Source organism: Thiohalorhabdus sp. Cl-TMA (assembly GCF_041821045.1).
In the GTDB taxonomy this organism is placed as follows: Bacteria; Pseudomonadota; Gammaproteobacteria; order Thiohalorhabdales; family Thiohalorhabdaceae; genus Thiohalorhabdus; species Thiohalorhabdus methylotropha.
The window spans coordinates 254,328-274,080 of record NZ_JBGUAW010000007.1 but is presented as its reverse complement, the minus strand read 5'-3'; the positions used below and the strand labels follow the sequence as shown (position 1 = coordinate 274,080).

Below are 19,753 nucleotides of genomic sequence, written 5' to 3'. Positions count from 1 at the left end.
ATGCTGCTCTCCGGCCCGGAAGTGCTCGTCCTGGATGGAAGGAAACCGCTATTATGACGCCTCGGGCTCCGCGGCCAAAGCGGGGATGCGGATCGCGCCGGTAGGCGGTAGGATCGCGGGAATCGGTCAGCAGGAACCATAAAGGGGACGCAGATGGCGATGGACATTTCCGAACTACTGACCTTCGCGGTCAAGCACGGCGCCTCGGACCTGCACGTGTCCGCGGGCGAGCCCCCCATGATCCGGGTGGACGGCGACATCAAGAAGATCAAGGCCCCGGCGCTGGACGAGAAGCAGGCGCACGACCTGATCTACGACATCATGACCGACGACCAGCGCAAGAACCTGGAGCAGCAGCTGGAGGCGGACTTCTCCATGGAGGTGCCGAACGTGTCGCGCTTCCGTGTCAACGCCTACCACCAGGACCGCGGCGTGGCGGCGGCCTTCCGGACCATTCCCTCGGAGATCCTGACCCTCGCCGACATCAAGGCCCCGGACATCTTCGCGAGTATCGCCGAGAAGCCGCGCGGCCTGATCCTGGTGACCGGACCCACCGGCTCCGGCAAGTCCACTACGCTGGCGGCCATGGTCAACTACATCAACGAGAACCGGCAGGGCCACATCCTCACCATCGAGGATCCCATCGAGTTTGTGCATCCCACCAAGAATTGCCTGGTGAGCCAGCGCGAGGTGCACGCCCACACGCACAGTTTCGGCAACGCCCTGCGCGGCGCCCTGCGCGAGGACCCGGACGTGATCCTGGTGGGCGAGCTGCGCGACCTGGAGACCATCCAGCTGGCGCTGACCGCCGCCGAGACCGGCCACCTGGTGCTCGGCACCCTGCACACCAGCTCGGCGCCCAAGACCATCGACCGCATCATCGACGTCTTCCCGGCGGCGGAAAAGGACATGGTGCGCGCCATGCTCTCCGAGTCCCTGCAGGCGGTTATCTCCCAGGCCCTGCTGAAGAAGAACGGCGGCGGCCGGGTGGCCGCCCACGAGATCATGCTCGGCACCCCCGCCATCAAGAACCTGATCCGGGAGAACAAGATTTCCCAGATGGTCTCCTCCATCCAGACCGGCCAGCAGATGGGCATGAAGACCCTGGACCAGGATCTGCAGCGCCTCATCCAGAACCGGGTCATCACCGCCGAGGAGGCCCTCACCAAGGCCAACAACCCCGACGCTGTGAAGGCCGCCTGAGGCCGGCTGCCGGGTCGGGCCCTCGAGGTAACGGGCCCGGCCGCCATGCTTGGTTTCCCTCGGGAGTGGAAGCCGCGACCGAAGGCCGGACCCCTTATGGTGCGCAGGATCCGGATTGCCGGGAGGGGCGGTTCAGGGTGCGGGAAACACCCGCTCGGCGGGGAATACCGGACCGTCCACGCACACCCTGCGCATGGCCGGGCCCGTGGGCTCCTCCACGCGCACCGTGCAGCCGGCGCAGCCGCCCACGGCGCAGGCCATGTACTCTTCCAGGGACACCCAGGTAACCACGCCCAGCTCGCGGCCGAGGCGGGCCGCGGCGGCGAGCATGGGCTCCGGGCCCACGGCGTAGATGGCCGCCTTTCGCCGCTCGGCGGGCGCCAGGGGCTCCAGGAAGGTGGCCGCTAGGTCGGTGACGTAGCCCCGGTAGGCGCCGGGCAGGTCGGCCAGGGAGGCCAGCCGGCTCGGTATGCCCCAGGCCTCCAGGCGGGCGTCGGCGGCGGTAGCCTCCACCGGCGCTCCCGGGACCTCCAGTCCGGCGTCGCAGGTCTCGAAGGGGAAGGGGACCTCGGAGCCGAGGAAGGCCACCGGGGATAGGTCCTGGTGCTCCTTCAGCGCCTCCGCCAGAAACACCATGGGCGGGATGCCCACGCCGCCGCCGATGAGCACGGGGAAGTGGACGGATTCGTCCACCTCGAAGGGCTGGCCGATGGGGCCCATGAGACTGAGTCGCTCGCCTGGCGTCCGCCGGGCCAGGAGCCGGGTGCCGTGGCCGAGGCGCTTGTAGAGGAATTCCACAACGCCCGCCTCCGGCTCCACGCGCTGGATGGACAGCGGCCGGCGCATGGGCAGCTCGGGATCGCAGGAGAGGTGGGCGAACTGGCCCGGCCGGGCGCGGGACGCCGTCTCCGGGGCCCGCACCCGTAGCTCGAACTGGTCGCCCGGCCAATCGCGGTGGGTGAGGACCTCCGCGTCCTCCACGAAGATGGTGGGCTCGCGCCGGCTCACTCCTCGCCTCCGAAGGGGTACACTACCCGACCGCCCACCAGGGTATGGGTGACCCGGCCCCGGAGCTCCCAGCCGGCGAACGGCGTGTTGGTGGAGCGGCTGTACATGCGCTCCGGCTCCACGGCCCATTGCGCCTCGGGGTCGAAGAGGCAGATGTCGGCCATCTCGCCCACGCCGAGCCGGCCCGCCTCCAGGCCCAGTACCGCCGCCGGGCCGCTGGTTACCCGCGCCAGCGCGGTGGGCAGGTCCATGACGTCCTCGTCCGCCAGGCGCAGGGTCAGGCCCAGCAGGGTCTCCAGGCCAGTGACGCCGTTGGCGCAGCAGGCGAAGGCCTCGTTCTTGGCGTCCGCCTCGTGCGGGGCGTGGTCAGTGGCGATCACGGACAGCGTGCCGTCCGCCACCGCCGCCCGCACGGCCTCGCGGTCGGCGGGGCCGCGCAGCGGCGGGGCCATCTTGGCGTGGCTGTTGAACTCGCCCACGTCGCTGTCCGTAAGGAACAGGTGGTGCGGCGCGGCCTCGCCGGTGACCCGCAGTCCCTTGGCCTGGGCCTGGCGGATCAGCTCCACGCCGCCGGCGGTGGCCACGTGGGCGATGTGGATGCGGCCGCCGGTGAGCTCGGCGAGGATCACGTCGCGGGCGATCATGACGTCCTCGGAGGCGTTGGGGATGCCGGCCAGCCCCATGCGGGTGGCGTGGGCCCCCTCGTTCATGGCGCCGCCCGCCGACAGCGCGCCCTCTTCCTCGTGCAGGATCAGGAGGTAGTCGAAGGTGGCGGCGTACTCCAGGGCGCGGCGCATGATGCCCGCATCGGGCACCGGCCGGCCGTCGTCGGAGAAGGCCACGCAGCCGGCGCTGGCCAGCTCGTGCATCTCCGAGAGGGTCTCGCCGGCGAGGTCCCGGGTGATGGCGCCGATGGGGTGGACGCGGCTCAGGCCCGCCCGCTGCGCCGCCGACTTGATCTGCTCGGTGACGGAGCGGCGGTCGTTCACCGGCTGGGTGTTGGCCATGCAGGCCACGGAGGTCACCCCGCCCGCCGCGGCGGCGCGGCTGCCGCTCTCGATGTCCTCCTTCCATTCCTGGCCCGGCTCGCGCAGGTGCACGTGCATGTCCACCAAGCCCGGACAAACCACCTGGCCGCCGGCGTCGATGACCCGGTCCGGATCGAAGTCCCCGGGCACGTCGCCGACGGCCTGGATGCGGCCGTTGGCGATGGCGATGTCGGCGACCTCGTCGCGGCCGCTCGCCGGGTCGATGACGCGGCCGCCGCGAATGACCGTTCTCATGCGGATTCCCCTCCCGCCAGGAGCTTGAGCACCGCCATGCGGATGGCCAGGCCGTTGGTGACCTGGGGCAGGATCACCGAGTAGGGCCCGTCGGCCACCTCGGAGGCGATCTCCACGCCCCGGTTCATGGGCCCGGGGTGCATCACCAGCACGTCGTCGGCGGCGCGCGCCACCCGCCGCCGGTCCAGGCCGTAGAGCCGGAAGTATTCCCGCTGGCTGGGCACCGCCGCGCCGCGGATGCGCTCCAGCTGCATGCGCAGCATGATGATGACGTCCGCCCCTTCCAGGCCCGCGTCGGCGTCGTGGAAGACCTGCACCCCCAAAGCCTCCTCGGCCCGGGCCGGGATCAGCGTCTTGGGGCCCACCAGCCGGATCTCCGCGGCGCCCATGGTGTGTAGGGCGTGGATCTGGGAGCGGGCCACCCGGGAGTGCGCCGCGTCGCCGACGATGGCCACCCGCAGCCCCTCGATGGGGCCCTTGTGGTGCTGGATGGTGAGGATGTCCAGCAGGGCCTGGGTGGGGTGCTCGTGGGTGCCGTCTCCGGCGTTGATCACCGAGCAGTGGCTGGACAGCGCCCGCGCGGCCATATGCGGAGTGCCGCTCTCGGCGTGGCGGATCACCAGGGCGTCCGGGGTCATGGCCTCCAGGGTGCGCACCGTGTCCAGCCAGGTCTCGCCCTTCTGGGTGGCGGAGGCGGAAGCGTTGATGTTGATGACGTCCGCGGACAGGCGCTTGCCCGCCAGCTCGAAGCTGGTGCGGGTACGGGTGCTGGACTCGAAGAACAGGTTGATGACCGTGCGGCCCTTGAGGGTGTCGGCCTTCTTGTTCGGCTGCTCCACGAGCCGGCGGAAGCGGGTGGCCTCCTCCAGGATCCGGTTGATGGTGGCCGCCGAGACCCCCTCCAGCCCCAGGAAATGGCGGGGGAGGGCATCCGGCGCGGCCGGGCTTGCGGGGGCATTCATGGATGCGTCACACCTTGCGGGAATGATTGCTTGCGGTCGGGCGGCCGGTGCCGGCCCGCAATCTTACGCATGTCCGCTGTGCTGCACCAGCAGGCTCATGTCGATTCCCAGGGAGCGGGCGGCGGCCTCGCGCAGGTCCGTGAAGGGGGTCTCGAACAGCAGCTCGGGCGTGGCCGGTGCGGTGAGCCAGGCGTCCTGCTGCAGCTCCGATTCGAGCTGTCCCGGGCCCCAGCCCGCATAGCCGAGCATGAGCCGGTGGCGTCCCGGACCCTGGCCTCCGGCGATGGCCTCCAGGATGTCCCGGGAGCTGGTCAGGGCGCTGAAGTCGTTCACCGGCATGCTCTGGTCCCACATGCGGTCGGCGGAGTGCAGCACGAAGCCCTGCTCGGGCTGGACCGGTCCCCCCGAGAACACGGGCTCCTCCTGAACACTCAGGTCCGTCGTGGTGATCTCCAACTGGTCCAGGACCTGCCCGAGCGTCACGGTGGAGGGATGATTGAGGATGACGCCCATGGCCCCCTCGTCCCCGTGGCTGCACAGATACACCACGCTGTGCTCGAAGTTCGAGTCCTGAAGCGTGGGCAGGGCAATGAGCAGATATCCGGTCAGATCAGTGCTATTCATGGTGCGGTTCCCGCGCTGGCCCAAGCCGCTTCCCCGGGGCGATGTTCCGGGTCACACTGGATTCGGGGCGTATCGCGCCGCTCCGGGCGGCCGATGCCCACAGTATAGCGGACCGGCCTCGGTGAAGACGAGGATGGACCCGATGCCGTTCCGATCCGGCCTCGGAGACGAGGCGTGAATCCCGAGCGATGATGGAGACGCGCAATGGAAGAACCCCCCTACATCATCTGGTTCCAGGATCTGAGCATGGACATGGTATCCCAGGTGGGGGGCAAGAACGCCTCCCTCGGGGAAATCACCCGCAACCTGGCGGAGGCGGGAGTGCGGGTTCCAGGGGGCTTCGCGGTTACCGCTAAGAGCTACCGCGCCCTCATTGACGGGGCGGAGCTGCGGGAGCCGCTACGCGAGCTGTTCCGGGATCTGGATATCTCCAACCGGGCCGATCTCGCCTTCGCGGGGGAGCGGGCCCGCGGCTGGATCCTCAACGCGGAAATGCCCGCGGAGCTGGAGCGGGAGATCCGGGATGCCTATGAGCGCATGTGCTCGGATCGCGGCAAGCCGGAGATGGCTGTGGCGGTGCGCTCCTCGGCCACCGCGGAGGACTTGCCGGACGCCAGCTTCGCCGGTCAGCAGGAGACCTATCTGCATGTCCACGGTGCCGACAACCTGGTGCGTGCCGTGCACAAGTGCTTCGCCTCGCTGTTCACCGACCGCGCCATCTCCTACCGCACCAAGCGCGGCTTCGATCACCTGGACGTGGCGCTGTCCGTGGGTATCCAGGAGATGGTCTACGCCGACCGGGGCGCGGCCGGCGTGATGTTCTCCATCGACACCGAATCGGGCTTCGAGGACGCGGTATTCATCACCGCCGCCTACGGCCTCGGCGAGAACGTGGTGCAGGGGGCGGTGAATCCCGACGAGTACTACGTCTTCAAACCGCTCCTGGAGCAGGGCAAGCCCGCCCTGATCCGGCGCAAGCTGGGCGACAAGGCCCTGCGCATGGTCTACGGCGAGAACGGCAATCCGCGCAACGTCCGCGTGCCGGAAAAGGAGCGCAAGCGGTTCGTGCTGTCCGACGGCGAGGCCCTGACGCTGGCCCGCTGGGCGGTGGCGGTGGAGAAGCACTATTCCCAGGTGCACGGCAAGCCCACCCCCATGGACATGGAGTGGGCCCGGGACCAGGACACCGGCGAGCTGTTCATGCTCCAGGCCCGCCCGGAGACGGTGCACGCCGGCAAGAAGCCCGAGCTCCTGCGGACCTACCGCCTGAACGAGGCCGGGGAGGTCCTGGCCACCGGCCGCAGCGTCGGCGCCGCCATCGCCAGCGGGCCGGTGCGGGTGGTGGAGACGCCGAAGGCGCTCCGCCAGTTCGAGACCGGGGATATCCTGGTCACCGACATGACCGACCCCGACTGGGAGCCGATCATGAAGCAGGCCGCCGGCATCATCACCAACCGGGGCGGCCGAACCAGCCATGCGGCCATCGTCTCCCGGGAGCTGGGGATCCCCGCGGTGGTGGGGGCCGGCAACGCCACCGACGTGCTCGACCCGGACCAGAGGGTGACCCTGTCCTGTGCCGAGGGGGATACCGGCTACATCTACAAGGGCGAGCTGGATTATTCGGTGGAGGAGCTGCAGATCGGCGAGGATGCCCTGCCGGAATCGGTGGGGCTGATGATGAACGTAGCGAATCCTGAGCGGGCGTTCACTTTCGCGCAAGTCCCCAATCATGGGGTGGGCCTTGCCCGCATGGAGTTCGTCATCAACAACGAGATCGCCGTCCATCCCATGGCCCTGCTCAACCCCAACCGGACCAGCAACCAGGACCGCGCCGAGATCCGTCGGCGCACGGAGGGCTTCGCCGACAATCACGAGTTCTTCGTGCGTACCCTGTCCGAGGGATTGGCCACCATCGCCGCGAGCTTCTGGCCCAAGGACGTGATCGTGCGGCTCTCCGACTTCAAATCCAGCGAGTACGCCAATCTCATCGGCGGTAGGTACTTCGAGCCCGAGGAAGAGAACCCCATGATCGGCTTCCGCGGCGCCTCGCGGTATTATTCGGACGCCTACCGCGAGGGCTTCGCCATGGAATGCGAGGCCATCCGGCGTGCACGGGATGCGCTGGGGCTCACTAACATGAAGGTCATGGTGCCCTTCTGCCGTACGGTGGAGGAAGGCGAGAAGGTGCTGGGAGAGCTGGCCGCCAACGGCCTCGAGCAGGGCGCCGACGGCCTCGAGGTCTACATCATGTGCGAGCTGCCCACCAACGTGATCCTGGCCGAGGAGTTCGCCGATGTCTTCGACGGCTTCTCCATCGGCTCCAATGACTTGACGCAGCTCACCCTCGGCGTGGACCGCAACTCGGCCCTGGTGTCGCCGCTGTTCGACGAGCGCGACGAGGCGGTGAAGCGATTCATCGCCGACGCCATCCACAAGGTGAAGGGCAGGGGCCGCAAGATCGGCATCTGCGGCCAGGCGCCGAGCGACTATCCAGAGTTCGCGCAGTTCCTGGTGGAGCAGGGCATCGATACCATCTCGGTGAACCCGGACGCCCTGGCGGTGACCGCCAAGTATCTGAAAGGACACGGCGGATAGGTGGACCCGGATGCTTGTCAAAGGTCGGACATATCCTGTACTGCTGCGCGGAAAGGCCCCCGGGATCGAGGCTGGACACCATCGGAAGGTTCCGCGTGCCCGTCGGTCTGAATCCGGGGGCGGACCCCGTTCGTATAGAGAACGGATCCGTTACCGCAGCATCACCATCCCATCGGGAAGGAGGAAATCATGACGGATAGCAAGCGGCATCCGCGCGGCGGACCGGCTGGATACATGCTCGGAGCCACCATGGCCGGCGGTCTGGCCCTGGGCGCCGTGAGTGCGCAGGCGGACGAGGCCGACCCGTTCCGGGTCGCCGAGCTGAGCAGCGGCTACATGGTCGCCGACAGCCACGCGGAAGGAAAATGCGGCGGCGGGGCCTCCGACGAGAAGAAGGGCAAGGAGGGCAAGTGCGGCGGCATGGACGACGGTGGCTCGGCCGAGTCCGGGCACGCCGGCGACAAGGAAGCCGCCAAGAAGAAGGGCGGTGAGGGGAAATGCGGTGAAGGCAAGTGCGCCAGTAGCTGACCCGGCCTCCGGAACGGGTATCCGCGGAGCGGGGCTCGGCGTGCGCCGGGCCCTGCTCGGCCCCCTTCTCGAACGGCCCGACGCCGCGCTGGACTTCCTGGAAGTGACTCCGGAGAACTGGATCGGCGTGGGCGGTGCCCAGGGCCGTTCCTTCCGGCGGGTCATCGAGGGCCGGCCGCTGGCGGCTCACGGCCTGTCCCTGAATATCGGCGGCCCCGCCCCCCTGGATGCGGACCACCTGGATGCCCTCAAGGCCTTCCTCGACGACAACGGGGTGGCGGTCTACAGCGAGCATCTCTCCTACTGCGCCGACGACGGCCAGCTCTACGACCTGCTGCCGCTGCCTTTCACGGAGGAGGCCGTGCATTACGTCGCCGGCCGGGTGCGGCGGGTGCAGGAGCATCTGGGACGGCGGATGGCGCTGGAGAACGTCTCCTACTACGCGGCGCCGGGGCGGGCCATGGACGAGGCGGCCTTCGTCTCCGCCGTCGCGGAGGAGGCGGACTGCGAGCTGCTGCTGGACGTGAACAACGTCTACGTGAACAGCGTCAACCACGGCTACGACGCCGAGTCCTACCTGGCGGCGCTGCCCGGGGACCGGGTAGCCTACTTCCATATCGCCGGGCATCGGCAGGAGGCCCCGGATCTGGTCATCGATACCCACGGGGCGCCGGTGATCGATCCGGTGTGGCGGCTGCTGGAATCCGCCTATGGCCGCTTCGGCCCCCTGCCCACGCTTCTCGAGCGCGACACCGAGATCCCGCCCCTGGACGATCTGCTGGCGGAGGTCGCCGCCATCCGCCGCAGTCAGGCGCGGCTCGAGGAGGTCCGGGCATGAGCGGGCGGGATTCCCGGGAGCCGGAGCCGCCGGCCACCCTGCGCGCCCAGCAGGAGGCCCTGGCCGCCTACCTCCGGAATCCGGCGGAAGCCCCGCCTCCGGAGGATCTGGACGACCGGGGCCGGCGCGTCTACCGGCGGCTGGTCTTCAATAACCTCAAGGGGCTGCTGTCTTCCAACTTCCCCGTGCTGCGCCGGTCGCTGGGGGAGGAGGTCTGGCTGGACCTGGTGGCGGACTTCCTCGCCGAGCACCACGCCGAGACCCCGTACTTCCTGCGGGTGGGCGAGGAATTCCTGGCCTACCTGGCCGGGGCGCGCGGTGATAGGTCCGGGGATCCGCCCTTTCTGCTGGAGCTGGCCCACTACGAGTGGGTGGAGCTGGCGCTTTCCGTGGCCGAGGAGGAGCCCGGCGAGGTGTCCGCCGATCCGGAAGGGGACCTGCTGACGGGCCTTCCCGTGCGCTCCCCGCTCGCCTGGACGTTGCAGTATCGGTTCCCGGTGCACCGGATCGGCCCCGGCTTCCTCCCGGAAGAGCCGCCCGAGCAGCCCACCTGCCTGGTGGTCTATCGCGACCGGGTGGACGCCATGGGCTTCCTGGAGATCAATCCGGTGACGGCCCGGCTCCTGGAGCTGATCACCGAGGACCCGGCCCCGGGCGCCGAGCTGCTGCGCCGGGTCGCCGGGGAGATCGGCCACCACGACCCCGAGCGGGTGGTGGCCGCCGGCGCCGATATCCTGGCCGATCTGCGGGACCGGGATGTGCTCCTGGGCACGGCCCCGCCGGCGGGGCCGCAGACCGGATCCTGATCGGCCCGAGCTCCCGCTTCCGGGGGGCGGCCTCATTGCCCCCGCAGCACCGCCCCGACCCATGCGAGCAGATCATCCGCCTCGTCGGCGTTCACCCCGTGGTCAATGGAATAGGGGTGCCAGACCGGCTCGCGGCAGCCCAGGGCGCGCAGACGGTCGCGCGCCGCCTCGCCCTCCGGAAAGGGCACGATGCCGTCATGGCGTCCGTGGCCGAGGAAGATCGGAGTCTCCTTCTGGACTTCGGCCAGCGGCGGTTCCGCGGGCAGGTAGCCGGACAGGCCGGCGATCCCGGCCAGGGACCGGGACAGACCGAGTCCTGTCCAGAGGGCCACCAGCGCGCCCTGGGAGAAGCCCCCGATCACCGTCCGCTCGGCGGGGATGCCCGCCGACTCCAGCATCTCCACCAGGCGCTCGACTGCTCGGGCCGACCGGTGGATTCCCGCCAGGTCCGGTTCCACCGTCAGGTCCGGATTCACCACGTCATACCAGGCGCGCATGCGCATGCCACCGTTGATGGTGACCGGCTGCTCCGGGGCATGCGGCAGCAGCACGCGGACCCCGGGCAGGCGATTGCCGATACCCCGGAAGAGCGGAGCGAAATCGTGGCCGTCCGCGCCCAGGCCGTGCAGCCAGATTACGGCCGCCCTTGCGGGGCCCTGCTCGGGGGCGAGGTCGAGGTGCTCGAGCGGGGTCTCGGATGGTTCCTGCATCGTGCTATTTTTCCTTGGTGGACAAGTGGCTGCGGCCTTGACGCGCAAGACCCGGGAGGTCCTGATGACGCGGCGAAGCCAGCGCATTCGGTGGATCGCTCCGCTGGCGCTTCTTGCCCTGCTGGCCGGTCCCTCGGCCGCGCAGGCGGTTTCCTGGAAGCAGGTTCCCTACGCCCGCGCGGATATCCCCATGAAGCTGCACGAGGCGGCGGAGGGCGTCTATTACGTGGTCGGGCGCAGCGGCGTCCCGGACGCCGGGAACCAGGGCTTCATGTCCAATGCCGGGTTCGTGGTCACCAGCCGGGGCGTGGTGGTCTACGATGCCCTCGGAACCCCCTCGCTGGCCTGGAAGCTCCTGCAGAAGATCCGGACGGTCACGGATCAACCGGTGACGCGGGTGATCGCCGGGCATTACCATGCCGACCATATTTACGGGCTCCAGGTATTCAAGGACCACACCGACGCCGTCATCTGGGCCCAGGAGGATGCCGCCGGCTACGTGGACAGCCGCGGCGCCCGCCGCCGGCTGGAGCAGCGCCGGCAGGCGCTGTTCCCGTGGGTGGACGAGGCGACCCGCCTGGCTCCCCCCGACCGGACCTTTGCCGAGCGCCAAACCTTTGACATGGGTGGCCGGCGTCTGGAGCTCCTCCACGTGGGGCCCGCCCCCCGGATCATCATTCCCGGCCACGGCGCCGCAAGCAAGGACACCTCCGGGGCCATCCGCTTCATGCGCGGCTACATCACCGGGCTCCGCGAACGCATGGGGGAAGCGGTGCGCAACCTGCGCCCCTTCGAGCAGGCGTACGCCGACGCGGACTGGTCGCAGTACCGGGGCCTGCCCGCCTTCGAGGCCACCCACCGCAGCAATGCCTACAACGTCTACCTGGAGCTCCAGGAGGAGCTGGGCGGCGGTTTTTAGGGCGGCGCCACCGTACTCCGCGCTGCGGCCGTCGGGGCCCGGGATACGGAGCAAGGTCCCGGTCCAAGGGGGTCCTGTCCTCCGGGTTCCGCCCCGCGGTCGCTCGGCGGCCTTGGCCCGCTTCCCGGCCGGTCGGATGCGTCTTTTGGGAGCCTGGACCGTTTACCCCTCACGGCAGCGCTGGTCGCTCCCCCGTCTCCAGGAAGCGCCGGTAGTCGGCTAGGATGGTGCCGTGATCGAAGGCGGTCTCCGGCAAGCCATTCAGGGGGAACCAGTCCAGATGGGCCGCGTCGCTGGCGGCGCGGGCCTCGCCCACGGGACGGGCCACGTAGACGGTGGAGATGGTATGGCCGCGGGGGTCCCGCTCCGGTGCCGAGTAGGTGGCGAACTGGTACAGATCGGCCAGCTCCAGCCCGGTCTCTTCGGCCGCCTCGCGGCGCGCCGAGGCGTCCAGCCGTTCCCCGGGGTCTACGAACCCGCCGGGAAGGGCCCAGCCGTACGGCGGGTTGGCCCGCTCCACGAGGAGGACACGGTCATCGGGGGTATGGATAATGATGTCCGAGGTGCTGTAGGGTTCCGACATCCTTCCGGCTCCTCCCCGGGGTTGGGTGGCTGGAAGGCCCAGTATAGGCGGGTGCCCGGCGGGTCAAAAGGCCCGGCAAATTTTTCCCCTTCCACGGGTGGCCGCGTCCCGGAGCGGCCGGAAGCGGCGTGGGGGCTGAATTGGTACGGTTTGTGCTAAGAATGGGCAAACGCGGATTACGGAGATAGAGGCTATGGAGATCGATCCCTCCAAGAGCCTGAATCAGGCCATGCCCGGGAACGGGAACCAGAAGCAGAACAAGGTCGCCGATGAATCGGCCTTTTCGGCGGCCCTCGACAAGGCCCGTGCCCAGACCGGCGGCGGTGCGGGGGCGAGCAAGGCGCCTGGCGGCGCGGGAACCAGTCCGGCCGAGCTGGTGGGCATGCTCCGGCACCAGGCGGTGCAGAGCGAGGGCCGTGTCCAGCAGGCCATGGATCTGGTGTCCAGCCTGTCCGCCGACTTCGCGCACGGCCGCTCCCCGGAGGTTTCCGAGCTGCGGGGGGCCGATGAGGCCCTGGCCCGCCTGGAGGGACAGTCCATGGGCGAGGAAAAGGAGTGGCTGCGGGGGCTGCGCAGCGCGGTGAACTTCTACCTGGGCCGCATGGAGCGCGAGCAGGGCGGGACCTGAGGCGCGGCTAGCCCGAGCCGCGCTCCCGGCGGCGTCGTACCTCCTCCCGATGACGCCGGAAAATGTAGCCGCTCAATGCCCGTTCCTCGTTCTCCGTGATGTTGGCGAATGCCAGATCCGCCCGGAGGGCGGCTTCCGCATCCCCGTCCCCGGGGTGGTCCACCGTCCGGACCCGCGCCGGGGTCTGGAAGCCGATGCGGGGCCGTCCGGGGAAGTAGGCGCGAATCCAGACCCAGCCTCCCCGCTCCGGAAGCGGGACCGATTCCGGCAGATCGACGCGCATTCCGTCCAGGCCCAGCTCCACGGAGCGCGCGGGGGGCAGGTCTTGGTTCGTTTCGGGGACGCGCTCTTCCAGCAGGGTGATCAGGTAGCTCATCTTGGCGTCCAGGAGCCGCAGGGCTTCCGCCAGCGGTCCGTCCAGGCCCTGGCCCTTCGCGTAGGAGCCCAGTAGCTCGTCGACGCTGGCGTAGCGGCGGTTGTCCCCCTCCGGCCGGTCGGAGAGCTCCGGACCCAGCCGGCCCGATTCCGCCTCGGCGATCCATTCCGGGCCGAGAGGCCGTACCTCCACCGGAATCCTGTCGCGGATCCGCAGGGTTCCGCTGTCGCCGGTGCCGCCGTTCGATCCCGCCTCCGACATCTGCGCACTCCCAGGCTTCCGGTTCTTCTCTTCAGCTTACCCCGTGCAAATCCGTTCAGACAGATCTTGTCTATTTTCCCTACACCTCGTAGGCTTGCCGTCACAATTTTGACGAGCCGTTGCTGAATGACGACGACCGAACGACAGGGGGGCGTTGGGCCGGGTGACCATGCCACGGGCGGAAATACCGGGCTTTAGCGGGGTGGATCCGGCGTGCGCGCAGGGGGCCGCTTCGACGGGGCTGGAGGTGCTGGTGGGCCCCGGTCTGGAGGCGCATGCCGGCGAGCTGGAGCCCGTGATACGCGCGGCCGGATACCCGGTGCGAAGCGGCGCGCGTCCGCACGCGGATGGCGGACAGCTCGTCCTCCTGGGTCTGGATGCCTCCCCGGCGGGCTGGCAGGGGCTCGATTCATGTCCGGCGGGGAGTCTCGCCGTCGCCATGTTCCTTGCGCAGCCGCGTCCCGACGAGGTGCGCAACGCCTTCCGCAGGGGCGCGGCGGACGTCCTGCTCGCGGAGTCGGAAACCCCGGGCGGGGTGGTTCGGGATTTTCTGGAAGCGCTGCGCTCCTCCCCCGGGCCCGCGGCGGGACAACCGGCCGGGGAGCGGTTCGGCGGGCTGGTGGGGGTCTCGGAGGCCATGACCGAGATCCATTCCATGGTGGGCCTCGTGGGACCCGCGGATACCACCGTGCTCATTCAAGGGGAGAGCGGCACCGGCAAGGAGCTGGCCGCGCGCGCCATTCACGCCGCCTCGCCACGCGCCGATGCGCCCTTCATGGCCATCAACTGCGGGGCCATCCCCCCCGATCTGCTCGAGGCCGAGCTCTTCGGCCATGCCAAGGGGGCCTTCACCGGGGCCATCCAGTCACGCCAGGGACGCTTCGCCAAGGTGGGCGCCGGGACGCTGTTCCTGGACGAGATCGGCGAGATGAGTCCGGATCTTCAGGTGAAGCTCCTACGGGTCATCGAGGAGCGGACCTACGAGCCCCTGGGAAGCTCCCGTTCCGTGGAGTTCTCCGCCCGGATCCTGGCGGCCACCAACCAGGATCTGGAGCTGGCCGTGCAAGCGGGCCGTTTCCGGGAGGATCTCTATCACCGGCTCAATGTCCTCTCCCTGGAGCTGCCGGCTCTCCGCGAGCGCGGCGGCGACGAGATCCTGTACCTGCTGGACCATTTCCTGGCGCAGCTGAACCGCAAGCACGGCACCGAGGTGGGCGGAGTCACGCCGCTCGCCGGGCATCTGCTGGCCACCTATTCCTGGCCGGGCAACGTTCGCGAGCTCCGGAATCTGGTGGAGCGTCTGGTTATCCTGAAGCGGGCCGGACTGGTGGAGCCGGCGGACCTGCCGCAGAAGGTGCGCGGTGTCCAGGCCTCGCTGGAGGAGACCGGCTCCGGCGCGGAGCGCACGGAGCTGGAGCGCGACATCCTGCTTGGCCAGGGACGGGATATGAAGGCGGAAGTGGAGGCCTTCGAGAACCGCATGATCATGCAAGCCCTGGAGGCCACCGGCGGCAACCGCAATCAGGCGGCGCAGCTTCTGGGGGTGAAGCGCACCACCCTGGTGGAAAAGCTCAAGAAACGGAATCTGGGCTGAATGGGGGTGCAGGCGGCCAAAAAACCGTTTCGGGCCGCTCCTGCGGCTGCTGTGCTGGGAGGCTTGGCCGCCCTGGTGCTCGGCGGCGGCAGCGCTGCCGCCGCCGATCAAGCCGTGGGCGTGCGCTGTGGTGACCACGGCGCCTACTTCCGGGTGGTCTTCGACCTGCCCCGTTCGGCCCCCCTTTCCGCCGACCCCGGCGCGGGGCGCGTGGCCCTGCGGTGGCAGGAGGGCTGGACCCTGGAAGGGGTCGAGGCCTGCCGGCGCGCCATGGCGGGGCTCACCGCCGTCGAGCGGCGCGGCGCGGATCGGCTCGAGGTCCGCTATGCCCCCTCGGACCTGGAGGTCCGCACTTTCCCCCTGGAAGATCCGCCGCGCTGGGTGGTGGATGTGGGCCGCATAGAGGGCGCGGAGGGTGCCGCGCCTCCGGCTGCCGCTTCTTCCGGTTCCGGTGGTGAGCCGCCCCCCGTGCCACCCGCGCCGGTGGCGGGTATGGCCGAGGGCGGCGTGCCCCTGCCCCCCGCCATTCCACCTCAGCCCCCGAAGGCACTGGACGAGTATCGGAAGCGCATCCAGCGGGGCGGAGTGAACGAAGTGGTGGCCGAGCTCGGTGCGAAAGCGCGTGACGGGAACGCCATGAGCCCGGCTCTGGGCTTTCTGCTGGGCACGCTCCACCAGCGGCAGGGGCAGGAGCTGGATGCTGGCCGGGTCCTCTGGAACACCGCGCGGGCCAATCCCGAGCATCCGTATACCACCGACGCTCTGCGAACCGCTTCGAAGATCTTCAACGGTCTGGGCTTCCATTATCAGGCCACCAAGCCGCTGGAAGCCTACCTGCGCCATTATCCCCAGGATTCTAACCGGGCGACCATCCAGCTCCGGCTGGGACGCCTGTACGCGCTGGGCGACGACCCGGGTGCCGCCCGCGGCCAGCTGGTGCCCCTCCTGTATCAGGGCTCGAAGGGGCTCCAGGCCAAGGCCCGCCTGTGGCTCGCCTACCTGCTGGTCGAGGAAGGCCAGTTCGGGGAGGCCGCCAAGCAGTTCCGTGCCAACCGGGAAACGGTTCCCGGCTATTTCTCCGCCCATCCGGAGCTGATAGCAGCCGCCGGTCAGGCCGAGGTGCAGGGGGGCGATGCCGGCAAGGCCCTGACGCTGCTGCGGGAGTTCAGCCAGCGGTTCTCCGGCCATTCGCGCTACCCGGAGGCGCTCCTTCTCCAGGGGCATGCCCAGGGGCGCCAGGAGGCATGGCGCAAGGCGCTGGACCTGTACCGCAAGGTGCTCGGCATGGAGGTCCAGGCGGATCTGCGGGCGAGGGCGCGGGCGGGGGTCGTCGAGGCCCTGCATGCCCTTGGGGAGGTGAAGACGGACAGCGCCGTGGCTCGCCTGGATACCATCGCCGAAGGGCTCCCCTACTCCCGCGCGGCATGGGAGGCGCGGCACACGGCGGCCCGGCTGCTTGAGGGGCAGGAGCGCTACGGGCGCGCCTTGAAGCAGCTGGGCACGCTGCTCGGGCAGGGGCGCCCGGCCGAGCGCAAACGGCTGCGCCAGCGGGTGCACGGGCTGCTGCCCCGGGCCATGCGGGCGAAGCTGGAGAGCGGCGCCCCCTTCGAGGCCTTCAAGCTCTTCAACCGCCATGCCGGGGATCCGCCTCCGCCCGGTGCCGGTAAATACGCCACGCGCGCCCTCCTGGCACTGGGGGCGCTCAAGGCCGCCCGGCGGACTCTGGCCGAGTACCAGGAGGCCTACGGGGAAACAGTTCAGAGCCAGCGCTGGGAGTACGAGGTGGCCCAGGGCTACCGCGAGGCGGGCGACCCGGCCGGCCTGGCCTGGATCGACGGGCTGCTCGCGGACGGTGCGGACCACCCCTGGAAGGCCGAGCTCGGGGTGGAGCGGGCCCGGCTGCTGGCGAAGCTGGACAGGCACGAGGATCTGCTCCGGTATGTGGAAAAAACTTCCGGGCTGCCCGGCGCCGACGCGGCCCGGCTCCGGGCCCGGGCGCAAGAGGCGCTGGGCCGGCCGAAATCGGCCTTTCGGACTCTGGACGGCTGGCTTCGCGGTGCCGCGGGATCCGGGGTCCCCGGCTCCCTGTACGCGGAGGCGGGGGACCTCGCGGCCCGGGTCGGCCAGGTCTATGACGCCCGGGACTATTGGCAGAAGGCGCTGAAGGCCGGGGTGCCGGATTGGCAGGTGCGCCAGCTCCGGGTCCTGCTGGGCGTGGACGCCCTGCACAGGGAGGATTTTGCCGGGGTGAAGGAATACCTGAAGGACGTGGAGGGCGATGGAGCCTTCGCCCGCACGGCGGCAACCTATACCGCCCTCATGCCCATGATCCGGGAGCGACTCGATTGAGTAGGGAACAGACGCCCAAGATTCTGTTGATCGGCTTTCCCTCCTCGGCGCATGGGGAGCTGGCCGACGTCTGCGGGGGGGCGGGCGGCCGCCCGGTCTTCCTCGACGGCGTGCCCGAGGGTGGGGGGCGGGCGAATCCGGACTGCGCCTTTCTGGACGGCGACGGTCTGGACGGGGATCTGCCGAATGCGGTCACCACCCTGGTGGAGCGCGATATCGCCGTGGGCGTGGTGGTAACCCGGCCCGATCCGGAGCAGGCCCGCTCCCTGGGCCAGGCCGGCGCCGAGGATTACCGGCCCAAGCCGCTGACCGCGGAGGTGGTGCGCGCCCTGCTCCCGGACGAGGCCGTTCCCGCCGGAGCGGGCGAGTTTGTCACCGCCAGCCCCGGAATGCAGCGGCTCCTGGAGCAGGTCCGCAAGCTCGCCCGCAGTGACGGTCCGGGATTGCTCTGCGGCTCCTCCGGCACCGGCAAGGAGCGCCTCGCCGGTTTCGTGCACCAGAGCTCGCCCCGGTACGACGGGCCCCTCGTGGCGGTGAACTGCGCGGCGCTCCCGGTGAATCTGCTGGAGTCGGAGCTGTTCGGCCACGAGAAGGGGGCCTTCACGGGCGCGGACCAGCGCCGGGACGGCCGCTTCCAGGAGGCACACAACGGTACCCTCCTGCTGGACGAGGTGACCGAGATGCCCGTGGACATGCAGGCCAAGCTCCTCCGGGTGCTGCAGGAGGGCATGGTGAACCGCGTGGGTGGGGGACGGCCCGAACCGGTGGACGTGCGGGTGCTGGCCACAACCAACCGCGATCCGGACGGTGCCGTTCAGGATGGCCGTCTGCGCGCGGACCTGCTCTACCGGCTGTCGGTGCTCCGGGTGCGGCTGCCGGATCTGGAGCAGCGGTCCGAGGACATTCCAGTGCTCGCCGAGCATTTCGTGCAGCTCTATGCCCGGCGCTACGGGCGCCGCATCGAGGGACTGGATCGCCAGGCCCGGGAGCATCTCCAGGGTCGGCGGTGGCCCGGCAACGTCCGGGAGCTGGAAAACGCCATCCATCGGGCGGTGGTGCTCGCCGAGGACGGTTACATCGGCCTCGCCCACCTCCAGCAGGAGGAGCTGAGCATCGATGCCGTGGGGGCGCCGCCCGAGGAGCCCGTCAAGACCGCGGAGGCCGAGCCCGAGGGGACGGGAGACAGCCAAGCCGGTCCCGGCGCCACGGCGGCGGTGCTGCCCGAGGAGGACCTCACCATCCGGGAGATGGAGGACCTGCTGATCGAGCGGACACTGGAGCGGGTGGACGGCAACCGGACCCGCGCGGCCGAGCTGCTGGGCATCAGCATCCGGACATTGCGCAACAAGCTGAACCAGAAGGGCGGATCCGAATAGCACCGGCGTGCGGACATGCCCGCCGTATTTCGGGCTTGCGCAACGGCCTGTTTTTGGCTGAAACTCCTCCCCAGGCTAGAAAAAAGTGGATGAAGCGGGGGAACCTTTCATAGAATTCCCGGGAGCCGTGCCGAGCCATGGCCGCGGACGAAGGCCGCGCGGAATGGGAAACGGGCCCGAGAGCGCGGAAACGGCACATCGATTGCATAAAGGGTGTCCGGTGGACATTCCTACGGCGAGGACCGGCAAATTATGCTCTTCCAAAGTAAATTCGCTGTCATGGGCAAGAGCCTGGATCTGCACCAGGAACGGTTGGGCGTCATCGCGAACAACATCGCCAACTCCGATACCCCCGGCTATCACGCCAAGCGCCTGGAGTTCGACGATGCGCTCCGACAGGCGTTTGACGGTGGGGACGGGAAATTGACACCGGTCCGGACCCATCCGGAGCACCTGGGCAATGCCACCTCCGTGGATAATGTCCAGCCCACCGTCCGCGAGGTGGTCCAGGGAGGCCGCGTGGACGGCAACACCGTGAACACCCAGCAGGAGCTGGAGCGCATGGGCGAGACCCGGCTGGTCTACCAGATGGTTACCCAGTTGGCCGGCAGCCGTGCCAAGGGCCTGCAATACGCCATCGACAAGGGAGGACGCTGATCCATGGATCTCTTCTCCGCCATGCGCGTGGGCGGCAGCGGCCTCGCCGCCCAGCGGGTCCGCTTGAACCTGGCCGCCGAGAACCTTGCCAACGCCAACACCACCCAGACTCCGGAAGGCGGACCGTACCGGGCCAAGCGGGTGGTGCTGCATTCCAGCCCGGGACAGCAGGGCAGCGCCGATTTCGAGCACTACCTCCGGACTGGCGGGAACCAGTCCAGCCCGGAGCACGTGCAGGTCACGAACGTGGTGCGGGAGGACGCCGATCCCCGCCAGGTGTACGACCCCAGCCATCCGGACGCCGATGAGGAAGGGTTCGTGGCCATGCCCAACATCGACGTGTCCACCCAGATGGTGGACATGATGGAGGCCAGCCGCAGCTACCGGGCCAACACCCTGAGCATCAAGGCGGCCCGGGAAATGGCCATGCACGCCTTGCAGATCGGCAAATAA

At 69.4% G+C, this 19,753-nt stretch carries 19 protein-coding genes; 12 read left to right on the top strand and 7 right to left on the bottom strand.

The window, feature by feature from the left end; genetic code table 11:
- The first annotated feature begins 159 nt into the window (after nt 1-159).
- On the top strand, nt 160-1,203 hold the full coding sequence (locus ACERLL_RS11900; RefSeq protein WP_373656327.1) for a type IV pilus twitching motility protein PilT: 1,044 nt from the start codon (nt 160-162) through the stop codon (nt 1,201-1,203).
- Nucleotides 1,204-1,335: 132 nt separating this feature from the next.
- On the opposite strand, the gene ACERLL_RS11895 is transcribed toward ACERLL_RS11900, so the two are convergent.
- The 4 genes from ACERLL_RS11895 to ACERLL_RS11880 all read right to left on the bottom strand — a co-directional run bounded on the left by ACERLL_RS11895 (nt 1,336) and on the right by ACERLL_RS11880 (nt 5,080).
- The gene (locus tag ACERLL_RS11895; protein ID WP_373656316.1) at nt 1,336-2,211 is read right to left on the bottom strand and encodes a dihydroorotate dehydrogenase electron transfer subunit; all 876 of its coding nucleotides are present in this window, start codon (nt 2,209-2,211) and stop codon (nt 1,336-1,338) included.
- Nucleotides 2,208-3,494 carry a dihydroorotase gene (locus ACERLL_RS11890; RefSeq protein WP_373656315.1) on the bottom strand — a complete coding sequence of 429 codons (1,287 nt, stop codon included), beginning with the start codon at nt 3,492-3,494 and terminating at the stop codon, nt 2,208-2,210. Before ACERLL_RS11890 ends, ACERLL_RS11895 begins: the two co-directional genes overlap by 4 nt.
- Complete coding sequence (locus ACERLL_RS11885) at nt 3,491-4,456, bottom strand: aspartate carbamoyltransferase catalytic subunit (RefSeq protein WP_373656314.1); 966 nt, start codon at nt 4,454-4,456, stop codon at nt 3,491-3,493. The genes ACERLL_RS11890 and ACERLL_RS11885 overlap by 4 nt, the downstream gene beginning before the upstream one ends.
- A 63-nt stretch (nt 4,457-4,519) precedes the next feature.
- On the bottom strand, nt 4,520-5,080 hold the full coding sequence (locus ACERLL_RS11880; RefSeq protein WP_373656313.1) for a YqgE/AlgH family protein: 561 nt from the start codon (nt 5,078-5,080) through the stop codon (nt 4,520-4,522).
- 204 nt (nt 5,081-5,284) lie between these two features.
- On the opposite strand from ACERLL_RS11880, the gene ppsA reads away from it, so the two are divergent.
- The 4 genes from ppsA (at nt 5,285) to ACERLL_RS11860 (ending at nt 9,847) form a co-directional block, all read left to right on the top strand.
- Entirely contained in the window at nt 5,285-7,675 is a 2,391-nt protein-coding gene (gene ppsA / locus ACERLL_RS11875; protein WP_373656312.1) for a phosphoenolpyruvate synthase, read from the top strand.
- A 189-nt stretch (nt 7,676-7,864) separates the two neighbouring features.
- On the top strand, nt 7,865-8,203 hold the full coding sequence (locus tag ACERLL_RS11870; RefSeq protein ID WP_373656311.1) for a hypothetical protein: 339 nt from the start codon (nt 7,865-7,867) through the stop codon (nt 8,201-8,203).
- Entirely contained in the window at nt 8,178-9,041 is an 864-nt protein-coding gene (locus tag ACERLL_RS11865; RefSeq protein WP_373656310.1) for an HvfB family MNIO-type RiPP peptide maturase, read from the top strand. Before ACERLL_RS11870 ends, ACERLL_RS11865 begins: the two co-directional genes overlap by 26 nt.
- Nucleotides 9,038-9,847: an HvfC family RiPP maturation protein gene (locus ACERLL_RS11860; protein ID WP_373656309.1), complete on the top strand. Its 810-nt coding sequence runs from the start codon at nt 9,038-9,040 to the stop codon at nt 9,845-9,847. The genes ACERLL_RS11865 and ACERLL_RS11860 overlap by 4 nt, the downstream gene beginning before the upstream one ends.
- Before the next feature lie 32 nt (nt 9,848-9,879).
- On the opposite strand, the gene ACERLL_RS11855 is transcribed toward ACERLL_RS11860, so the two are convergent.
- Nucleotides 9,880-10,557: an alpha/beta hydrolase gene (locus ACERLL_RS11855; RefSeq protein ID WP_373656308.1), complete on the bottom strand. Its 678-nt coding sequence runs from the start codon at nt 10,555-10,557 to the stop codon at nt 9,880-9,882.
- A gap of 190 nt (nt 10,558-10,747) precedes the next feature.
- Between ACERLL_RS11855 and ACERLL_RS11850 the strand changes: the two genes are divergently transcribed.
- Complete coding sequence (locus ACERLL_RS11850) at nt 10,748-11,476, top strand: MBL fold metallo-hydrolase (RefSeq protein ID WP_373656326.1); 729 nt, start codon at nt 10,748-10,750, stop codon at nt 11,474-11,476.
- 169 nt (nt 11,477-11,645) lie between these two features.
- Here ACERLL_RS11850 and ACERLL_RS11845 read toward each other — a convergent pair whose 3' ends face one another.
- Nucleotides 11,646-12,059, bottom strand: coding sequence for an NUDIX domain-containing protein (locus ACERLL_RS11845; protein WP_373656307.1), 414 nt, complete (start codon nt 12,057-12,059; stop codon nt 11,646-11,648).
- Nucleotides 12,060-12,252: 193 nt separating this feature from the next.
- Between ACERLL_RS11845 and ACERLL_RS11840 the strand changes: the two genes are divergently transcribed.
- Nucleotides 12,253-12,687, top strand: a complete 435-nt coding sequence (locus tag ACERLL_RS11840) for a hypothetical protein (RefSeq protein ID WP_373656306.1) — start codon at nt 12,253-12,255, stop codon at nt 12,685-12,687.
- A gap of 7 nt (nt 12,688-12,694) precedes the next feature.
- Here ACERLL_RS11840 and ACERLL_RS11835 read toward each other — a convergent pair whose 3' ends face one another.
- Nucleotides 12,695-13,324, bottom strand: coding sequence for a hypothetical protein (locus ACERLL_RS11835; RefSeq protein WP_373656305.1), 630 nt, complete (start codon nt 13,322-13,324; stop codon nt 12,695-12,697).
- A gap of 169 nt (nt 13,325-13,493) precedes the next feature.
- On the opposite strand from ACERLL_RS11835, the gene ACERLL_RS11830 reads away from it, so the two are divergent.
- From ACERLL_RS11830 to flgC, 5 genes are all read left to right on the top strand, one after another.
- A complete protein-coding gene (locus ACERLL_RS11830; protein WP_373656325.1) occupies nt 13,494-14,918 on the top strand; it encodes a sigma-54 interaction domain-containing protein in 1,425 nt (474 codons plus the stop codon).
- Nucleotides 14,919-17,267 carry a tetratricopeptide repeat protein gene (locus ACERLL_RS11825; protein ID WP_373656304.1) on the top strand — a complete coding sequence of 783 codons (2,349 nt, stop codon included), beginning with the start codon at nt 14,919-14,921 and terminating at the stop codon, nt 17,265-17,267.
- Nucleotides 17,264-18,643, top strand: a complete 1,380-nt coding sequence (locus ACERLL_RS11820; protein ID WP_373656303.1) for a sigma-54 interaction domain-containing protein — start codon at nt 17,264-17,266, stop codon at nt 18,641-18,643. The genes ACERLL_RS11825 and ACERLL_RS11820 overlap by 4 nt, the downstream gene beginning before the upstream one ends.
- Nucleotides 18,644-18,895: 252 nt before the next feature.
- Complete coding sequence (gene flgB, locus ACERLL_RS11815) at nt 18,896-19,300, top strand: flagellar basal body rod protein FlgB (protein ID WP_373656302.1); 405 nt, start codon at nt 18,896-18,898, stop codon at nt 19,298-19,300.
- A 3-nt stretch (nt 19,301-19,303) separates the two neighbouring features.
- Complete coding sequence (gene flgC, locus ACERLL_RS11810) at nt 19,304-19,753, top strand: flagellar basal body rod protein FlgC (protein WP_373656301.1); 450 nt, start codon at nt 19,304-19,306, stop codon at nt 19,751-19,753.